We start from the raw sequence: 19,107 nt of genomic DNA on the forward strand, positions 1-19,107 counted from the left end.
AAAAGGACCCGCACGCCATGAAGACCATCACCCACTGGATCGGGGGCAAGCCCGTCGAGGGCACCTCCGGCCGCTTCGGCCCCGTGTACGACCCCGCCACCGGCGCCCAGGACAAGCAGGTCGAGTTCGCCACCACCGACGAGGTGGACGCCGCCGTCGCCGCCGCCAAGGCCGCGTTCGAGAGCTGGGGCGCCGCCTCGCTCGCCAAGCGCACCGCCGTGCTGTTCAAGTACCGCGAGCTGCTGGACGCACGCCGCGACGAGATCGCCGCGCTGATCACCGCCGAGCACGGCAAGGTGCACTCCGACGCGCTCGGCGAGGTCGCCCGCGGCATGGAGATCGTCGAACTCGCCTGCTCCATCCCGCAGTTGCTCAAGGGCGAGCTGTCCACGCAGGTCTCCACCCGGGTGGACGTGGCGTCCATCCGCCAGCCGCTCGGCGTCGTCGCGGGCATCACGCCGTTCAACTTCCCGGCCATGGTGCCGATGTGGATGTTCCCCGTCGCCATCGCCTGCGGCAACACCTTCGTGCTCAAGCCCAGCGAGAAGGACCCCTCCGCCTCGTACCGGCTGGCGGAACTGGCCTCCGAGGCGGGCCTGCCCGACGGCGTACTGAACGTCGTGCAGGGCGACAAGGTCGCCGTGGACCGCCTCCTGGAGCACCCGGACATCGCCGCCGTGTCCTTCGTCGGCTCCACGCCGATCGCCAAGTACATCCAGATGAAGGGCATCGAGCACGGCAAGCGCGTCCAGGCCCTCGGCGGCGCCAAGAACCACATGCTCGTGCTGCCCGACGCCGATCTGGACTTCGCCGCGGACCAGGCCATCAACGCCGCGTACGGCTCGGCCGGCGAGCGCTGCATGGCCGTGTCGGTCGTCGTCGCGGTCGGTGACACCGGTGACGAACTGGTCGGCAAGATCGCCGAGCGGGCCAAGGGCCTGAAGATCGGCCCCGGCACCGACCCCGCCTCCGAGATGGGCCCGCTGATCACGCGCGAGCACCGCGACAAGGTGGCGTCGTACGTCTCCGGTGCGGCGGCGCAGGGTGCCGAGGTCGTCGTCGACGGCACCGGCTACACGGTCGAGGGCCACGAGGACGGCTTCTTCCTCGGCGTCTCGCTCCTCGACAAGGTGCCGGTGACGGCCGACGCGTACCAGGACGAGATCTTCGGCCCGGTGCTGTGCGTGGTGCGCGCCGACACCTATGACGACGCCATCAAGCTCATCAACAGCTCCCGCTGGGGCAACGGCACCGCGATCTTCACCCGCGACGGCGGCGCCGCCCGCCGCTTCCAGCTCGAGGTCCAGGCAGGCATGGTCGGCGTCAACGTGCCGATCCCGGTGCCCGTCGGCTACCACTCCTTCGGCGGCTGGAAGGACTCCCTCTTCGGCGACCACCACATCTACGGCAACGACGGCATCGCCTTCTACACCCAGGGCAAGGTGATCACCACCCGCTGGCCCGACCCGGCCGACAGCGGGGGCATCAACCTCGGCTTCCCCAGCAACTCCTGACGGCTCTCGAGCAACCGACGCGAAGGGAGGAGGTTCCGGTGGCGAAGAAGGGACGGGCCGCTCGTGCCAGGACCGCCTCCCCGGTCGACGGCCTCGAGATCGCGCTGGACCGGGGCAGTCCGATCCCGCTCTACTACCAGTTCGCCCAGCATCTGGAATCCGCGATCGAGCACGGAACGCTCGCGCCCGGCGATCTGCTGGGCAACGAGATGGAGATCGCCGCGCGGCTCGGCCTGTCCCGGCCCACCGTCCGCCAGGCCATGCAGTCCCTGGTGGACAAGGGCCTCCTCGTACGCCGCCGCGGCGTCGGCACCCAGGTCGTACACAGCCAGGTCAAACGCCCGCTGGAGCTGAGCAGCCTCTACGACGACCTGGACTCGGCCGGGCAGAGCCCCGCCACCAAGGTCCTGCGCAACGAGGTCCTGCCCGCCTCGGCGGACGTCGCCGCCGCTCTCGGCATCCCCGAAGGGGACGACGTCACGGTCCTCGAGCGGCTGCGCCTGACCCATGGCGAACCGGTGGCGTACCTGTGCAACTACCTGCCCGCCGCACTCCTGGACCTCGACACCGCCCGCCTCGAGGCGACCGGCCTCTACCGGATGATGCGGGCCGCCGGGATCACCCTGCACAGCGCCCGCCAGAGCGTCGGCGCGCGCTGCGCCACCGCCGAGGAGGGCGAGCTGCTTGACGATCCGGCGGGCGCCGCGCTGCTCACCATGCGGCGTACGGCGTACGACGACACGGGGCGGGCGGTCGAGTACGGCACCCACGTCTACCGCGCCGCCCGCTACGCCTTCGAGTTCCAGCTCCTCATGCGCGCCTGAGAGCGACTTCCAAGGGCCTGGGACCCCTCGCGGCTGTACGTTGGGGCAGTGTCGGACACGTGTGACGGCAGCCGCACAGGGCATCGAACGGGAAGTACGCAAGCAGACCACTCTCAGGGACGGAGAGGGTCACGGTGGTGACCAGCGAGGAGAGCGGAGTCACGGGCCGGCGGTTCGACGTGGCGGACGCCGCGCCGGTGCTGCTGGACGCGGCCGCGGTGGTGACCGGCTGGAGCGGCGACGCCCAGCGGCTGTACGGATACCCCGCGCCCGAAATCCTCGGCCGCGGCGCCGCCGACCTGCTGATGCCCGAGGACGCCGCGCGCCTTCCGGACCTGATCGAACGCTGTGAGCGGGGCGGCGGCTGGGCCGGTCCGCTGTCCGTACGCCACCGGGACGGGCACCCGGTCGCCACGATGGTGCGCGTCGTCCCCGCCCTGGCGTCGGGCGGCCCGGCGCGCTGGATGGTGCTGGCCTCCGACATGACCGGCGCTCCGGGCTGGGACATGAGCCGTACGGTCCTGGAGCGGCTGGCCAGCCAGTCGCCGATCGGCCTCGCCATCGTGGACACGGACCTGCGGTATGTGTGGTCGAACACGGCCATGCAGCAGTTCGGCAGCGGACCCGCACACGAACGGCTCGGCAAGCGGCTTGGCGACATCCAGCCGGGCCTGGACGCCGAAGCACTGGAAGCCGTGATGCGTCAGGTGCTGCACACCGGTGTGCCGATCGTCGACCACGAACACATCGGCCGCGTACGGTCCGCGCCGCACCGGGAGTCCGCGCACGCGATGTCGTTCACCCGGCTCGAGGACGACCGCGGCAACCCGATCGGCGTGTACTACACGGTCGTCGACGTCACCGAGCGCTACCGCGCACGCAGGCGGCTCACCCTGCTCGACCAGGCCGGCGAGCGCATCGGCCGCACGCTGGACGTACGTCGCACCGCCCAGGAGCTGGCCGACGTGGCGGTGCCGGGACTGGCCGACTTCGTCGCCGTGGATCTCCTGGAGTCCGTCCTCGAAGGCGGCGAGCCGCCGTCCGGTCCGCTGAACGACGAGGACAGGGTGTCGCTGCGACGGGCGGCTCACCAGTCGGTGAACAAGGGCGTCCCGGAAGCCGTCGTCAAGATCGGGCAGGCCGCCCGCTACCGGGCCGGGGCACCCCCGCTCCGTAGTCTGACCAGCGGCAGATCCTGGCACCAGGAACGGCTCGACCCGCTCGCCAAGGAGTGGGCCACCGGCATACCCGGCGGCCGGGCCGCCTCCTTCCTCGACCTGGGACTGCACAGCGTGATGATCGTGCCGATCCGGGCGCGGGGCACCACGCTGGGGATCACCACCTTCTTCCGGCGGCAGTGGCAGGACCCCTTCGAGGCGGACGATCTGAGCCTGGCCGAGGAGTTCGTCGCCCGCGCGGCCCTGTGCCTGGACAACGCCCGCCGCTATACGCGTGAACGCGACGCCGCTCTCGTACTGCAGCGCAATCTGCTGCCGCGCCGGCTGCCCGAGCAGGACGCCATGGAGGTCGCCGCCCGCTATCGGCCGGCCGACGAGCTGACCGGCCTCGGCGGCGACTGGTACGACGTCATTCCGCTGTCGGGCGCCCGCGTCGCCCTGGTGGTGGGGGAGGTGGCGGGAAGCGGCATCGAGGCTGCCGCGGCCATGGGCCGGCTGCGCACCGCCGTCCAGACGCTCGCCGACCTGGACCTGCGTCCCGAGGAGGTGCTGGCGCACCTCGACGACGTGGTCGTCCGGGCCGCGCGCGAGGACGACACCGAGCCGGACCCGCGCGGCGGCGGCGTGCAGGCGGTGGGCGCCAGTTGTCTGTACGCGGTCTACGACCCGGTCGCCGGGCAGTGTGCCATCGCCGCCGCCGGTCAGGGCGCGCCCGCGATCGTCGCTCCGGACGGCACCGTCGACTTCCTCGAACCGCCGGCCGGCCCCCTGCTCGGCGTGGCAGGGCCGCCCTTCGAGTCGGTCGAACTGCCGCTCGCGGAAGGCAGCGTGCTCGCCCTCCACACCAACGGCCTGCTCGCAGGCGTCGGGTTCGACCCGGGCGAGGACACCGCCGCGGGCCGGGAACGGCTGCGCCGTGCACTGGAGCGGCGGGAGCCCGTACTCGACGACCGGTGCCAGGCCGTCGTCGACGCCCTCGTCCCGGCGCGCCCGCCGGACGACGTGGCGCTGCTGATGGCCCGTGCCCGCCGCCTCGACCCGCGCCGGATCGTGTCCTGGGAGCTGCCCAGCGACCCCGCGATCGTGGCCGACGCCCGCAAGCGGACCGCGCGGTGGCTGACCGAGTGGGATCTGGACGAGCTGATCTTCACCACCGAACTCGTCGTCAGCGAACTGGTCACCAACGCCATCCGGCACGCCTCAGGACCGATCCGGCTGCGCCTGATCCTGACCGGGGCCACCCTGATCTGCGAGGTCTGGGACGCCAGCGCCAGCGCCCCGCACCTGCGCCATCCGAAGACGACCGACGAGGGCGGCCGGGGCCTGTTCCTGATCTCCCAGTTCACCCAGCGCTGGGGCTCCCGCCACACCCGGGACGGCAAGATCATCTGGGCTGAGCAGTCCCTCACGGGTCCTGCTGTGTGACACGCCGGGTGGCGGCCGTTGTGCGGGGAAGCCGGCCGCCACCCTCGTCGCGCGGTCCGCGCTAGCAGATGTTCTGACTGCTGTTGACCAGCCGGTTGCTGCGGAACGTGGTGTTCTCGCCGCAGGGGCTTTCCCTGATGGCCGAGTCGGTCACCGTGAGGTTCTGGATGGTGATGTCCCGGTTGTTCGGGAAGTCGGAGCGCGCGGCGAGCCGGATCTCCCCGCCGCCGGTGACGCTGCCGCTCTGGGCGGCGATGTTCACGTTGTAGCAGTTCTCGATCAGCATCGAGTTGTTGCCGGTGTTGGAGATCGACACCTTGTCGATGACCGCGCCGCCGCTCTCCGAGACGCAGAAGACGCCGCGTCCGCCGCCGCGCGCGATGACCTCGCCCACGCGGATGTTCGTCGGGTAGTTGCTGCCGACCCGGCCGTTGCGGTTGGCCATCCGGAAGGCCGCGTAACCGGTGCCGGCGCCCGCGTTGTCCGCGTCCACCTTGGTGACGGTGGCGTTGATGGTCTGGTTCAACAGCAGACCGGACTCGCCGACATTGCGGGCGGTGACGGTGCCGACGGTGAAGCCGTCGACGCCGTACGTCTCCACGGCGTGGCTGCTCGCCCCGGACACGTACACGTTGTCGATCCGGACGTTCCTGGTCCACTGGCTGGTGTCGCCGCGGTTGTCGATGCGGACGCCGAGACCGCGCGACAGCCGCATGTCGATCTGGCCGAGGACGACGTTCTGCACGTTGCGCATGAAGATGCCGTACAGCGGGGTGCCGGTGAGGTTCAGGTGCTGGACCTCGATGTCGCGGGCGCCGCGTGCGTAGACCGGGGCCTGGTCGCCGGAGCCCGAACCGGTGACGTTGATGGTGCCGCAGACGTCGAGGACGGTGTAGCTCGGCAGGGAGACCCTGGACCCGGCGCTGATGGAGCCCGAGCCGCGCACGACGACCCGCTCCTTCGAAGTACGGCCTGCCGTAAGGCTGTTGACAGCGGCCTGCATCGCGGCGCGCATGTCGGTGCCGGTGTGGACGACGCTGCTGCCTCGGCGGGCGGTCCAGGTGCCGCCGCTGAGCACGGCCTCCGCCTGGTACGAGCCGTCGCCACAGGCCGCCGCCCGGGAGACGGCGGCCGGTTCGGATGCGGCGGCCTTGGTGTCCTGGGCCGCGTCGGCCGGGGCCGTCAGCACGGCCGCTCCGGTGAGCAGGGCGGTGGCGCAGGCGGCGGTGACGCCGGCCCGCTTCTTGCGAGTACCCAAGGTCCTGCCGATGAGGTGAGGTGCGGCTCTGCGTCCCATCTCGTCCTTCTCCTGTTGTGGGGGTGGACGCGCCGCCCGCTGCCCTGTCGTCCGGCCCGCCATCCCCGTCGTCGAAACCGATTCGACTGAATCGATTCATGATCAGGGTGTGCGTGACCTGGAGCGAACTCGGCTCGGGCAGGGGTGGCGCGCTACGGGGGTGCGCCTTAGCAAGCGCTTTCTGGCGCGGGTGGTGAGTGTGGCAACGGCCTGACGTGACGTCAAGAGGCCGGGACGCCGTCCCGCAAACGGGCCCCCTGCCGCAACAGTTCCCGCTGCACAAGGGAATGCGGCACCTCCCGCGGACTGCGCCCCAGGCGGGAGGCCAACGCCGCACAGACCCCCGCCGCCTGGCCGGTGGCCATCGCGATGGGCATGACCCGGTACGAGGAGTGGGCCACGTGCGTACCGGAGATGCAGCGCCCCGCCACCAGCAGACGGTCGGTGTCCTGGGGCAGCAGGCAGCGCAGCGGGATGTCGTAGAAGCGGCCCGTGGGCACCCGCTTGAGGAGCGTGCCGGTGCCCTCCGGATTGTGGATGTCGATCGGATAGGCGCCGTGCGCGACGGCGTCCGTGAAGGTGCGGGCCTCGAGGATGTCGTTGCCGGTCAGCTGGTAGTCGCCGACGATGCGACGGGTCTCCCGTACGCCGATGTGGCTGCCGCTCTGCGCCACGTACGCGTGCTCGAAGCCAGGCACCCGAGTACGCAGGAAGTGGTCGATCTGAGCCAGCTGGCGGCGGGCGGTGTACTCGGCGCGGCTGAGGTCCCAGACGCTGGTGCCGAGCGCCCCGGTGACACGGGTGCTGTTGACGCTGACCTCGCGAGGGTGCGGGGTGCCGAAGAACAGCACGTCCTCGCGGGGCAGCCGGAGCTCGCCGTCCTCCGTGGCCTCCCTGACCAGGTCCCACAGACCGTGCACGCCGCGCCACTGGTCGGGATGGGCCCGTACGTACTCGGCGAACCGCGGCCGCAGGAAGTCCACGACGCGGAACATGAGCGTCATCGGCTGCACCAGTCCGTCCTCGGGGCGGCCGATCTCGTACGGGGCTCCGCAGGCGGCCGCCACATCGCCGTCACCCGTGCCGTCGACGACCACGCCCGTGTCGATCACCACAGGACCCGACTTGGTCTCGAAGACCAGGCGCCAGCCGTCGTCGAGCGGCAGCGCGGTGGAGGCGAAGGAGTGGAACAGCATCCGCACGCCCGCCTCGTCGAGCATCTCCAGCAGGACCATTTTGAAGATCTCCGGGTCGAACGGCACGGTGTAGCCGGTCTCGACGGAGGGCGGTACGCAGCCGCCGCTCGCGGTCAGGCGCTCCAGCAGCCGCCACAGGACGCCGGCGACCACCGGCTCGCCCTCGCCGTGGTCGGTGGGCAGCAGCCGGGTGTCGTCGCCGTTCTCGGTGAACGCGGCCTGCTTGTGCTCGTTGTGGAACGACATCAGGGGCATGACGAGCGCCACGGTCGCATTGCCGCCGAGGAATCCGTACCGCTCGACGAGCGCGACCTCGGCTCCCGCGTCGGCCGCGGCGAGCGCGGCGCCGCAGCCGGCGGGACCGCCGCCGATCACCAGGACGTCGGTCCGGCCCGCGTACTCGGCCTCCCGCGGCGGCAGCGTGACGGTACGGAACTCGTCGGGCGGTTCCAGGATCGGCATCGCTTCCTCCGGTCGGTCCTCGTCGGGCCCCCGCACGTCCTCGTCAGGCCCCCGCGCTCAGGTCCTCCATACCGGAGCCGGTACGCAGGCCGCCGCCGATCTCGTCCAGGAGGGTTCCGCAGCGCGCGCAGGTCTCCTGGGCGAGCCCGCACAGCTCCCGGACCCGCGACTCCATCTCCTCGCGCCGCTGCGGATACTCGTCCCAGAGCCGGTCCACCTCCGCCAGCAGCAGCCCGGCCTGCTCCCGTGCCACCCCCACCAGCGCCGGAGCGCCCACCCGGCGCGCGAAGTCGAAGACCTTGCCCGAGTAGGGGAGCGGCAGCACCGGCAGCCCGGAGACCGCCGCGAAGATCAGGAAGTGCAGGCGCATGCCGACGGCCAGATCCAGGTGGCGCATAAAGCCGAGGACCTGCCCGGGGCTGTAGGTGCCGTTCATGATCCGGCCCTGGTCCGGCGCGGACATGTGCGAGAGCACGGCATGGGCGTGGCGCACGTCATGGCGTTCCATCGGCATGAACACCACATGGGCGTCCAGGCGCCGGACCAGGAAGTCGGCCACGTCGGCGAGCAGCGCGTGATAGCCGCCCTCGTCCAGCTTCTCGGCCGCCCGGCCCGGTTCCCGCACCGACATCCCCACCAGGCGTTTCCCGGTCGGGATGCCCTCGTGCGTCATCATCCGGCCGGTGAACGGCTCCGCGGACAGCAGCAGCGCCGGGTCCGCGGTGACCTTGAGCTCGCGCTCGACCCCGACCTCGTCGAGGACGAGCCCGGACTCCTCGTCCCGTACGACCACGTCGTCCATCTCCGGCAGCACGGAGCGCACCGCCTCCCGGTCCTCGGGCTCCCGCAGCGGGCCCGCGCCGACGGCGTAGGCGAACGTGCGCACCCCGTGGGTCTGGGCCGCACGGACCAGCCGCAGGTACCGGCGGGCCTCTCCGTCGTAGAGGATCCCGCCGCCGCCCAGCACCAGCAGGTCCAGGTCGGACAGCGCGTCCAGCAACTGCCGCTGGGCCACGCCCTCCCAGTCCACCACCTCGTCGGCGCCGCGGTGATGGCTGCGGGTGTGCTCGGCGTTCCGGCTGAAGACGATGATCCGGGCGTGCGGGCGATGGGCCCTGAGGCAGCCCAGTACGCAGGCCAGGATGGACTCGTCGCCGATGTTGAAGCCGCCGTACGAACCGAGGACGCCGATCCGTGGGGCCGACGTCCGGGAGGACACAGGCGGGCGCTGGGCAGCGTGGGTCATCCATACGCTCCCGTCGCGTCGGGGCTGGCCGGTACGGGCTCGGGTTGCCCGGCCCGGGCGCGACAAACACCCCGGAAACGGACTGGTACGGGGTGGGCGCCCCGGTCACCGCCCCTGCGCGTGCGGCACTGGCGCGGCATCGCCTTGCCGGTCGTACTCCCACAGCTGATCGACCAGTTCGAAGCCGGCCTCGTGGAAGAGGCGTGGGGCGGTGCCGGTAGTACCGGTCGCTCGCCACGTCGTGCCGACGGCGGCGACGACATGCGTGGCGCCCTCCTCGGTGAGCAGGGCCAGCGCCTGGTCGAGCAGTTTGCCGGCCAGACCACGGTGGCGGTACTCGGGCTCCGTCTCGATCCAGTACACGGCCGCGGTGCGGTCGCGTGCCGTGCTCACCACGATCTCGGCGATCGGCTCGGCCGCCTTGTGGAAGACCAGCCGATACCCCGGCGGGTACTCGCAGGGGTACACATCGGCCACGAGCTTGGTGGGCGATGGGCCGGGTCGGAGCGTCCGGAGCAGATAGTGGCCCCTCAGCCGACCGGTGAAGCCTCGGCCGACCAGTACGTCATGAGTCGCGGCGCGGTGGGCGCGGGGCAAGCCGCCGGGGCCCTGGGTGCCCGGCGAGGCGGCGCTGAACGCCTCGATCCGCGGGCATCTGCCGAGCGCGGTCAAGGCGTGGGCGACCAGGTCCTGCAGGGCCGGGATGTCCTCGCGGGCGTGCAGGAGATGGATCAGCCCGGAGCGCAGGTCCTGCCAGGACAGAAACGCGATGGCTCCCTGGGGCCGGTCGCCCGCGTCGGCCAGCACACTGAGCCGCGCCCGGGCCGGTGCCTGCCAGCCCGCCGTGCACGGGCAGCCGTGCAGCGCGGCGGTCGGCAGCTCCGGTACGCAGCGCGGCTGCCCGGGCAGCCGGTCGGCATCGATCAACTCCCGTACGGCCGACTCGTCCCCGGCCTGGTACGGGCGCACCCGCCATCCGCGCCGACCAGGCGCCGCGGTGATGTCACCGTCCTTGCGCATGGTGTGTCGTCTTCTTCCGGCATCCGCTGGGTGTACTCCAGCCTCTCGCAGGCTGCGCACCCTGTCACGGGCGGCGGCTCAACAGGTGGCTCAGCCGGCCAACGGGAGCTCCATGGCCTCGGTGAGCACCTCGCGGACCTCGTGGATGACCGTCCCGTACACGGGCAGCATCAGATGCCCGACGCCGTCCACGAGGACGTTGCGCACCAGCAGGTCCGGGTGGTCGAGACGGGCCCTGGAACTGGGGATGACCGCTTCGTCCAGGTTGCTGTAGAACGCCACGAACTGGGTGCGGCAGCCGGCGCACGGCTCCGCCAGCTCGGCCAGCAGCGGACTTCCGGGGCGCAGCTGGCGCAGCACGGGGTGCGGAGGAGCCCACAGCGCCATCGCCGTGCCGCTGTGCGGGGTGGCCAGCGTGATCACCAGCGGCACATGCACGTCCCCGCCAAGCCGCTGCACGTAGTAGCGCGCGATCAGCCCGCCCATGCTGTGTCCGATGAGGCACACGGGCCGGCCGCCGTTCTGCTTCCGGACCCGTTCGACCTGCTCGCCCAGCATGCGGGCGGCGACCCGGATGTCCGGATTGAGCACGTTGTACGTCGCCGTGACGAACGGGCCCGCTCCGCAGCCGCGCAGCCCGTTCTGCAGCTTCGAGAAGATCGACGGGCGGTCGGCGAGCCCGTGCACGAACACCACCGGCATGCCCGACACCGCGGGCTCGATCTCCATGTCGTCCGGCAGCAGCCGGCGATCGACGGTGCCGAACATCCCGGCGAACTGCCGCACACCCCACAGAGCGAGATCCAGGGGCAGTCCCGCCAGCCGCACGGTCATCCACCCCGTCTCCAGGGTGACTCCTCGTAGGGTCACCAGCCATGGAACGGGAAGGCGCGGTCCCCTCAGTGAAATGCTCGTGGTACTCATCTCCGAGACGACACCATCGGCGCCCGTAACCCTGTTTTTCCAAGGCTCTCATAGGCGCCGACTCTGTTCCTTCAACCTCTCAAGTACCCGGGTGCCGCACCTCAAACGTGCGGAGCACCGCGGATGACCATGGAGCGGAGCCGTGTTGCCGGTGGCAAAGCGAAATTCTATGCCTCGTCCCGTTTGCTGTCCTGCTGGGCGAACTCGGGGTGCTGCAGGTCGAAGGCCGGGGAATGCGAACGGATCCGGGGCAGCGCCACGAAGTTGTGGCGCGGCGCCGGACACGAAGTGGCCCACTCCAGTGAGCGGCCGTACCCCCAGGGATCGTCCTCCGTCACGCGCCGCCCGTACCGCGCGGTCCGCCACACGTTGTAGAGGAACGGCAGCGTGGACACGCCGAGCAGGAACGCACCGGCAGAGGACAGCGTGTTGAGGAGGGTGAAGCCGTCCGCGGGCAGATAGTCGGCGTACCGGCGGGGCATGCCCTTCTCGCCGAGCCAGTGCTGCACCAGGAAGGTCAGCTGGAAGCCGATGAACAGCAGCCAGAAATGGATCTTCCCGAGGCGTTCGTCGAGCATTTTCCCAGTGAATTTCGGCCACCAGAAATAGAAGCCCGCGAACATCGCGAACACGACGGTGCCGAACAGGACGTAATGCAGGTGCGCCACGATGAAGTAAGAGTCCGTGAGATGGAAGTCCAGCGGTGGCGAGGCGATGAGTACCCCGCTCAACCCGCCGAGCAGGAACGACACCAGGAAGCCCGTGGCCCACAGCATGGGCGTCTCGAAGGACAGTGATCCCTTGATCATGGTGCCGGTCCAGGCGAAGAATTTTATGCCGGTCGGTACGGCGATGAGGAATGACATCAGCGAGAAGAAAGGCAGCAGTACGGCGCCGGTGGCGAACATGTGGTGCGCCCACACCACCGCCGACAGCATGGTGATGGCGACGGTCGCCCCGATGAGCGACATGTATCCGAAGATGGGTTTACGGCTGAACACCGGAATGATCTCGCTGATGATGCCGAAGAACGGCAAGGCCACGATATAGACCTCGGGATGGCCGAAGAACCAGAAAAGATGCTGCCACAGAATGGCGCCGCCATTGGCCGCGTCGAAAATGTGCGAACCGAATTTGCGGTCCGCCTCAAGGGCGAGGAGTGCCGCGGTCAGTACCGGGAAGGCGGGCAGTACCAGAATAGAGGTGAACAGAATGTTCCAGGTGAAGATCGGCATTCGGAACATCGTCATGCCGGGCGCCCGCAGGCACAGTATGGTGGTGATGAAGTTGACTGCACCGAGCGTGGTGGACACGCCTGTGACCACCAGCCCCATGGTCCACAGATCGCCTCCGGATCCGGGCGAGCGCACGGCGCTGTTGAGCGGTGCGTAGGCGAACCAGCCGAACGCGGCCGCACCACCCGGCACCAGAAAGCCGGAGACCACCATCAGCCCGCCGAACAGATACATCCAGTACGACAGGGCGTTGAGGCGAGGGAAGGCCACGTCCGGTGCCCCGATCTGCAACGGCATCACGGCATTCGCGAAGCCCGCGAACATCGGCGTCGCGAACAGCAGCATCATGATGGTGCCGTGAATGGTGAACAGCTGGTTGTACGTGTGCTCGTTCACTACCTGCAGCCCGGGCCGGGCGAGTTCGGCTCGCATCAGCAGAGCCAGCACGCCGGCCAGCAGAAAGAACCCGAACGCGGTGACCATATAGAGATTCCCGATCACCTTGTGATCGGTCGTGGTCGCCCAGCGGTACAGGGCACGTCCCAGCCGCAGGCCCGGTGACTGAGACGACGCTGACGACGGTACGAGCGGAGCGGTCTTCCTCGCGGACATGCCCATGAGCCCGGGCAGTACCCCCGCGAGCGGGGCACAAACAAAGGGTGACGAGACCATGGCAGGTGAGACGGACGCCATCAGGGAACTCAGCGATGACCATCGCCACGTGGAAGACATATTCCGGCAGATCGAGGCGCTTCCCGAGGCCGACCACATATGCAAGATCTATACGGACCGGGCCACCATCGAGCTCGTACGGCATTTCGTTTCCGAAGAGGAATTCGTCTATCCGGTCCTGAGCGATCGTGTCGAGGACGGCGCCGGTCTCGCCAAAAAGGGAATGGAGGACCACGGCCGTCTTGAGCAGCTGATGAGAGATCTGGAGGACGCCGAGGCGGGCACCGTCACCTTCGCCCGGCTTGTCGACGAGTTGCTGCGCGAGGTCCGCCGCCAGACCCGGGAAGAGCAGGAGCTGCTCTTCCCACGCCTGAAGGACGCCCTGCCGCCGCCTGCGCTGACCGATCTCGGCAGCCGGATCCGCCGGGTGAAGTCCATCGTGCCGACGCGCCCCTACCCTGCCGCCCCCGGCGTTCCGCCGACGAACAAACTGCTGTTCCCCGGTCCCGGACTGGTCGACCGGGTACGGGCCGTACTGTCGGGCTGGAGCCACGCCTTCTGATGAGGACCGCCTTTCGATGAGGACCGAAGCACGTCTGTTCACCGGGGTGGCGGTCTTCTTCGCCGTCACCGCCGCCGGATACGGCTGGTTCTCGGAGGAGCCCGCCGGTACGGCCGTTCTGGCCATCGCCTCCCTGATGGCGGTGCTCGTGGCGTTCTTCCTGCACGTCCAGTACCGCAGGCGCGGCCGACGGGCCCAGGACCGGGGCGACGCCGAGGTGGTGGATACCGCCGGGCCCCTGGAGTTCCTCCCGCCGCACAGCCCCTGGCCCATCACCACAGCCATGGGATCGGTCGTCGTCGCACTCGGCGTGGTCTACGGGCTGTGGCTGTTCCTGCTCGGCCTCGGGGTGCTCGCGCACGGCGTGTTCGGGATGGTCTTCCAGTACGCCGCACGCTCCGACCGGGCCGGTCAGGGCTCCAACTCGCCCTTGCGGGCCGGCGGCTCGTCCTCGACCCGGTCACGGTAGTACCAGGAGCTCAGCGAGGCCCGCAGTCGGCGCACCCGCGGTACGCCGCCGTCGTGCTCCGGCGCAGGCAACGGCCGAGGCAGCTCGCGCGTACGCAGGACGTACTGCCGCTCGGCGTCCAGTGGCGCGTGGCTCTCCTCGTAGCCGCCCTCGACCGACTGCCGCACCTCGCCGGTCTCCTCGCCCTCCGCGAGCCGCTTCAGCTCCGCCTCCCGCAGCGCCAGACAGACCCGCTTGGTCACCATGAACGCGAGCGGCGGCAGCACCACGAGGGCGATCCGGAACACCCACGTCAGCGTGTTGAGCGAGATCTTGAAAGTGTGCGCGATGACGTCGTTGCCGCCCGCCGCGAGCAGTACGCCGTAGCAGACGATCGCGGCGACACCGAGCCCCGTACGGACGGGCTTGTCCCGCGGCCGGTCGCACAGATGGTGCTCCTCGTCGTCTCCGGTGGCCCACTTCTCGAAGAACGGATACGCGTACAGCACCGCGAAGAGGGCCAGCGGGAGAATCACCGCGGGCAGCAGCACGTTCCACATCACCGTGTGCCCGGCGACCGCCGTCTCCCACGGCGGTACGAGTCTCAGCGAGCCCTCGAGGAAGCCCACGTACCAGTCGGGCTGCGAGCCGGTCGACACATGGTCCGTGCGGTACGGCCCGTACACCCAGACCGGATTGATCTGCGCCACCCCCGCCAGCAGGGTCAGCACGCCGAAGACGATGAAGAACAGTCCGCTCGAACTCGCCACGAACTGCGGGAACATGGGCTTGCCCACGGCATTGCGGTTGGTCCGGCCGCGCCCCGCCCAGTGCGTGTGCTTCAGGTGGAAGACCAGGATCAGATGGAGGCTGACGAGCGCGAGCAACAGGCCCGGCAGCAGCAGGATGTGCAGCGAGTACAGCCGCGGAATCATGTCCTCGCCCGGGAACTCGGCCCCGAACGCGAACATGCTCACATACGTCCCCACGACCGGGATCGACAGCATGATGCCCTGCGCGATCCGCAGCCCCGTGCCGGACAGCAGATCGTCCGGCAGCGAGTAGCCCGCGAAACCCTCGGCGAGCGCCAGCAGGAACAGCGTCACGCCGATCATCCAGTTCACCTCGCGCGGCTTACGGAACGCGCCGGTGAAGAAGACCCGCAGCAGATGCACGCCGATCGCCGCGAGGAACACCAGGGCCGCCCAGTGGTGCAGCTGCCGGATGAGGAGTCCGCCACGTACGTCGAAGCTGATGCGCAGGGTCGACTCGTACGCCTGAGACATGCGCACGCCGTCGAGCGGACGGTACGAGCCCTCGTACACGACCTCGTTCATCGACGGCTGGAAGAACAGCGTCAGCCAGACCCCGGTCAGCAGGAGGACGACGAAGCTGTACAGCGCGAACTCGCCCAGCAGGAACGACCAGTGGTCGGGGAACGCCTTGCGCAGCAGCGGGCCGCCCTCGGAGACCGGCAGCCGCGCGTCCAGCGCGTCGGTGGTCCGCTCCGCGCGCCGCCGCAGCCGTGCCGCCGCGCGAGCTCTCCGCCTGGTGAACACCCGCACCGGGTGCCCCGCGCCCGTGGACGAAAACGGGCCGCTGGGTGTACCGCCCGGTCAGGACGGTTTGAGAGGATCGTGTCCCAGGGTCATCAGCCGGTGGCGCCTGCTCTGGTCGGCGGGCTCGGGCTCCGCCTCCTCGTCGCTCAGGGAACGGATGCGGTCCACGACCTTGCGCATCAGGCGTATGTCGTCGTCGGTGAGGTCCCGGCGGCGTTTCTGCAGGATCGCCAGGACGTGCCGCCCCGCCTCGCTCCCGGCCTGCTCGGGCAGCGGCTCGGTGACGGGGCTCGCGTCCCGGGTCCTGAGCCAGGTACTCAGCTCCTGCGAGGTCATGTTGACCACGCGATGGAACTCGTCTCACAGGACGTCGACTTCGTGGTCGGAGAGGTCAGTCATGGAGGATCACCTCACCTCATGAGTCGGTGTGCGGCCCCTCGCGGACGGACGGGGCGAGGTCGTCGACCTCGGGTACCCGTGAGCGCGGGGCTCATCCTCGTACGGGACCGAAACCGGTGTGGGGGACTGGTCCGGGGCGGAGACAGGTGTGGAGGACTGGGCCGGGGCGAAGGGGGGACTCGTCACCGCACAACAGTGCGGAAGAGCGAGGAATCATGGAGATCTCAGGCATCCTCAGCGCGATTGTGATCGGCATCGTCATCGGCGTGCTGGGCCGGCTCGTCGTGCCGGGACGGCAGCGCATCGGCATTCTGTGGACGATCGTGGTCGGCATCGTGGCGGCCTTCGTGGGCTCGGCGATCGCGTCGGCCTTCGGCGTGGGCGACACGGAGGGCGTCGACTGGGTGGAGTGGCTCTTCCAGATCGCTCTGGCCGCCCTCGGCGTCACCGCCCTGGACCGGGTGAAACTGCGCCGCTGACCCGCCGCGCGACTTTTCGGCCGGAGTGAGACGGGAACTCGGCCTCCTGACCGGAGCCCCCAGCGGTCAGGAGGCCGACGTGACCGATCCGCAGCACGCGCAGCAGAATCCAGTGACGCAGCACCCTCGCCCCGAGTTCCCGGCACAGGACCAGCCCCATCCGGGCTGGACAGGGCCGATGGACCCGCCGCCCGACCACGGTGAGGAGTCCTACCGCGGCAGCGGTCGGCTGGAAGGCCGCCACACCGTCATCACTGGTGGGGACTCCGGCATCGGGCGGGCGGTGGCCCTGGCCTTCGCACGGGAGGGCGCCGATGTGCTGTTCACCCACCTCGAACAGGAGGCGGACGAGGCGAGCGAGACGTCGCGGCTGGTGGAGGGCGCAGGCCGCAAGGCGGTCGCCGTCTCCTGCGACATCCGCGAGGAGGAGAACTGCCGGGCGTTGATCGAGCGGGCGGCCGGGGAGTTCGGCCGTATCGACGTCCTGGTGAACAACGCGGCGTACCAGATGTCGCAGCCGGACGGCATCGAGGCGATCTCGACCGAGCAGTTCGACCGGGTCATGCGCACCAACATCTACGGGATGTTCTGGCTGACGAAGTTCGCCCTGCCGCACATCCCGGAGGGCGGCAGCATCATCAACTCCACGTCCGTACAGGCCTACAAGCCCAGCCCCCATCTGCTGGACTACGCGACCACCAAGGGCGCGATCGTGACCTTCACCCAAGGGCTGGCCCAGATGCTCGTGGACCGCGGCATCCGCGTCAACGCGGTCGCGCCCGGCCCGGTGTGGACGCCGCTGATCCCCTCGACGCTGCCCGACACGGTGAAGTTCGGCAAACAGGCACCCTTGGGACGCCCGGCCCAGCCCGCCGAGCTGGCCCCGGCGTACGTCTATCTCGCCTCCCAGGAGGCGAGCTTCATCACGGCGGAGATCCTCAACGCCACGGGCGGCACACCCCTGCCTTAGCGGTTGTCGCTCTCGTTCGACGGAGGACTCCGACGAAGCTCGACGAAGGGAGCGGTCGGCATGGAGGAGAAACGGTCCGAGGAGCCGGGCATGGAGAACAAGGTGCCGCGGGATCTGCCCGCGTCGCCGGAGGAAGCCGAGCGGGAGGAGGCCATCGTGGACGTTCCGGCCGCTGAGGAGGAGCCTTCGGAGGCCTATCCGGACCCGGACGAGGCGGGCTCAGGACATCGTGGCGACGACGACTCCCGGCTTCCCCCGGCCGAGCCGGTCGAGGAGGAGCCCGGCCCTCAGGAACAGCCCGACTGACCGCCCGTTCGACGGCCCGATGGACGGAACGTACGTACTCACAGAGCGAGCGCGAACGCGAGGAAGCCCGCGGCGACCAGTACCACGAGAAGGAGGATGAGGGTCAGCGGGCCCTTGGCCCAGCCGCGCGGCGGGTTGTGGGTCTCCTGCGGGCCGGCGCCGGGCGTACTGCTCTCGGCAGGCGGCGTCTCGCCGGGCGGAACGCCGCCACCGGGCTCCAGGCCGGGGGTCCGCAGCGGATCGGGATCTGGGTTGCTGCATGCCGCCCGAGTTCCCCGGCTGTCCGGCGACGAACGGCGAAGAACCTCCCAATTTCTGGTGAACCCAGGCCAGGAGGTCGCACCGTCTTGAGGACCGAGCTGTCCCGCTTCCCGGACGACCGGGAGCGGCCGATCAAGGAGGTGACTCGTTGAGGATCGCCATGGTGTCCGAGCACGCGAGCCCGCTCGCCACACCCGGGGGCCCCGACGCCGGCGGCCAGAACGTGTACGTGGCCCGCCTGACCGAAGAACTGACGCGGCGCGGCCACGACGTCACCGTCTACACCCGCCGCGACTCGCCCGAAGCGCCCCACCGCGTCGAACTGCCCGGCGGCGCCGTGGTGGAGCACGTACCGGCGGGACCGCCCGAGCCGCTGCCCAAGGACGAGCTCTTCCCGTCCATGCCCGCCTTCGGCACGTATCTGGCGCGCGCCTGGGACGAGGAACCGCCCGACGTCGCGCACGCCCACTTCTGGATGTCCGGCATGGCCGCACAACTCGGCGCGTACGCCCACGGCATCCCCGTCGTGCAGACCTTCCACGCGCTCGGCACCGTCAAGCGACGCCACCAGGGCAAGCGGGACACCAGCCCGTACGAACGCGTCGGCGTCGAGCGGCGGATCGGCCGCAGCTGCGGCCGGGTCCTGGCGACCTGCACCGACGAGGTGTACGAACTCGCGACCTGGGCGTGCCGCCGCGCCAGGTGTCCGTGGTGCCCTGCGGTGTCGACGTGGATCACTTCCATCCCGGCGCCGACACCGGCGACGCTCCCACGCGAACGCAACGCCGACGGCTCCTGGCGTGCGGCCGGCTCGTCCCGCGCAAGGGGTACGAGCAGGCGATCCGTGCGCTGACCCGGATCCCCGACGCCGAACTCCTCGTCGCGGGCGGCCCCGTACCGGCCCTGCTGGAGACCGATCCGGAGGCCGAACGGCTCCTCGGGCTCGCCGACCGGCTCGGCGTCGGCGACCGGGTGTGGCTGCTCGGCGCCGTGGCCCCCTCCGACATGCCCGGCCTCACACGCAGCGCCGACCTCGTGCTGTGCACGCCGGCCTACGAGCCCTTCGGCATCGTGCCGCTGGAGGCGATGGCGTGCGGAGTGCCCGTGATCGCCACCGATGTCGGCGGCCA

At 70.1% G+C, this 19,107-nt stretch carries 16 protein-coding genes and 2 pseudogenes; 9 read left to right on the forward strand and 9 right to left on the reverse strand.

The features are described from left to right. The first annotated feature begins 17 nt into the window (after positions 1-17). From IEZ21_RS10785 to IEZ21_RS10795, 3 genes are all read left to right on the forward strand, one after another. Positions 18-1,514, forward strand: coding sequence for a CoA-acylating methylmalonate-semialdehyde dehydrogenase (locus IEZ21_RS10785; RefSeq protein WP_189321649.1), 1,497 nt, complete (start codon positions 18-20; stop codon positions 1,512-1,514). A gap of 38 nt (positions 1,515-1,552) precedes the next feature. Continuing rightward, the gene (locus tag IEZ21_RS10790; RefSeq protein ID WP_033319356.1) at positions 1,553-2,338 is read left to right on the forward strand and encodes a GntR family transcriptional regulator; all 786 of its coding nucleotides are present in this window, start codon (positions 1,553-1,555) and stop codon (positions 2,336-2,338) included. 134 nt (positions 2,339-2,472) lie between these two features. Continuing rightward, a complete protein-coding gene (locus IEZ21_RS10795) occupies positions 2,473-4,941 on the forward strand; it encodes a SpoIIE family protein phosphatase (RefSeq protein ID WP_189321650.1) in 2,469 nt (822 codons plus the stop codon). Between the two features lie 61 nt (positions 4,942-5,002). Here IEZ21_RS10795 and IEZ21_RS10800 read toward each other — a convergent pair whose 3' ends face one another. From IEZ21_RS10800 to ctaD, 6 genes are all read right to left on the reverse strand, one after another. Beyond that, positions 5,003-6,238: a hypothetical protein gene (locus IEZ21_RS10800; RefSeq protein ID WP_189321651.1), complete on the reverse strand. Its 1,236-nt coding sequence runs from the start codon at positions 6,236-6,238 to the stop codon at positions 5,003-5,005. 221 nt (positions 6,239-6,459) lie between these two features. Next, positions 6,460-7,896, reverse strand: coding sequence for an FAD-dependent oxidoreductase (locus IEZ21_RS10805; protein WP_189321652.1), 1,437 nt, complete (start codon positions 7,894-7,896; stop codon positions 6,460-6,462). A gap of 43 nt (positions 7,897-7,939) precedes the next feature. After that, positions 7,940-9,142 (reverse strand): polysaccharide pyruvyl transferase family protein, encoded by a 1,203-nt coding sequence (locus IEZ21_RS10810; RefSeq protein ID WP_189321653.1) that lies wholly within the window; start codon positions 9,140-9,142, stop codon positions 7,940-7,942. Positions 9,143-9,247: 105 nt separating this feature from the next. Further along, positions 9,248-10,162 carry a GNAT family N-acetyltransferase gene (locus tag IEZ21_RS10815; protein ID WP_189321654.1) on the reverse strand — a complete coding sequence of 305 codons (915 nt, stop codon included), beginning with the start codon at positions 10,160-10,162 and terminating at the stop codon, positions 9,248-9,250. A 90-nt stretch (positions 10,163-10,252) separates the two neighbouring features. Further along, entirely contained in the window at positions 10,253-10,996 is a 744-nt protein-coding gene (locus IEZ21_RS10820; RefSeq protein WP_189321655.1) for an esterase/lipase family protein, read from the reverse strand. Between the two features lie 257 nt (positions 10,997-11,253). Beyond that, the gene (gene ctaD, locus IEZ21_RS10825; RefSeq protein WP_189321836.1) at positions 11,254-12,933 is read right to left on the reverse strand and encodes an aa3-type cytochrome oxidase subunit I; all 1,680 of its coding nucleotides are present in this window, start codon (positions 12,931-12,933) and stop codon (positions 11,254-11,256) included. A 58-nt stretch (positions 12,934-12,991) separates the two neighbouring features. Between ctaD and IEZ21_RS10830 the strand changes: the two genes are divergently transcribed. Together IEZ21_RS10830 and ctaF are read left to right on the forward strand one after the other, a co-directional pair. Next, positions 12,992-13,555, forward strand: coding sequence for a hemerythrin domain-containing protein (locus IEZ21_RS10830; RefSeq protein WP_189321656.1), 564 nt, complete (start codon positions 12,992-12,994; stop codon positions 13,553-13,555). Positions 13,556-13,571: 16 nt separating this feature from the next. Then, entirely contained in the window at positions 13,572-14,024 is a 453-nt protein-coding gene (gene ctaF / locus IEZ21_RS10835; protein ID WP_189321657.1) for an aa3-type cytochrome oxidase subunit IV, read from the forward strand. Here the strand turns inward: ctaF and qcrB are convergent. Together qcrB and IEZ21_RS10845 are read right to left on the reverse strand one after the other, a co-directional pair. Continuing rightward, positions 13,967-15,562 carry a cytochrome bc1 complex cytochrome b subunit gene (gene qcrB / locus IEZ21_RS10840; protein ID WP_189321658.1) on the reverse strand — a complete coding sequence of 532 codons (1,596 nt, stop codon included), beginning with the start codon at positions 15,560-15,562 and terminating at the stop codon, positions 13,967-13,969. The genes ctaF and qcrB overlap by 58 nt on opposite strands. Before the next feature lie 57 nt (positions 15,563-15,619). Further along, entirely contained in the window at positions 15,620-15,907 is a 288-nt protein-coding gene (locus tag IEZ21_RS10845) for a DUF3140 domain-containing protein (protein ID WP_281399420.1), read from the reverse strand. Between the two features lie 269 nt (positions 15,908-16,176). On the opposite strand from IEZ21_RS10845, the gene IEZ21_RS10850 reads away from it, so the two are divergent. The 3 genes from IEZ21_RS10850 (at position 16,177) to IEZ21_RS10860 (ending at position 17,716) form a co-directional block, all read left to right on the forward strand. Continuing rightward, positions 16,177-16,440, forward strand: coding sequence for a GlsB/YeaQ/YmgE family stress response membrane protein (locus IEZ21_RS10850; RefSeq protein ID WP_189321659.1), 264 nt, complete (start codon positions 16,177-16,179; stop codon positions 16,438-16,440). Between the two features lie 79 nt (positions 16,441-16,519). Continuing rightward, positions 16,520-17,410: an SDR family oxidoreductase gene (locus tag IEZ21_RS10855; RefSeq protein WP_189321660.1), complete on the forward strand. Its 891-nt coding sequence runs from the start codon at positions 16,520-16,522 to the stop codon at positions 17,408-17,410. Between the two features lie 60 nt (positions 17,411-17,470). Then, positions 17,471-17,716 (forward strand): hypothetical protein, encoded by a 246-nt coding sequence (locus tag IEZ21_RS10860; protein ID WP_189321661.1) that lies wholly within the window; start codon positions 17,471-17,473, stop codon positions 17,714-17,716. Between the two features lie 38 nt (positions 17,717-17,754). Here the strand turns inward: IEZ21_RS10860 and IEZ21_RS47455 are convergent. Next, positions 17,755-17,970 (reverse strand): annotated as a pseudogene (locus tag IEZ21_RS47455) (DUF6480 family protein); the annotation flags it as partial. Positions 17,971-18,125: 155 nt separating this feature from the next. On the opposite strand from IEZ21_RS47455, the pseudogene IEZ21_RS10865 reads away from it, so the two are divergent. After that, positions 18,126-19,107: pseudogene (locus tag IEZ21_RS10865) on the forward strand (glycosyltransferase); the annotation flags it as partial.

The sequence above is a fragment of the Streptomyces flaveus genome (genome assembly GCF_014647675.1).
Lineage (GTDB): Bacteria > Actinomycetota > Actinomycetes > Streptomycetales > Streptomycetaceae > Streptomyces > Streptomyces flaveus.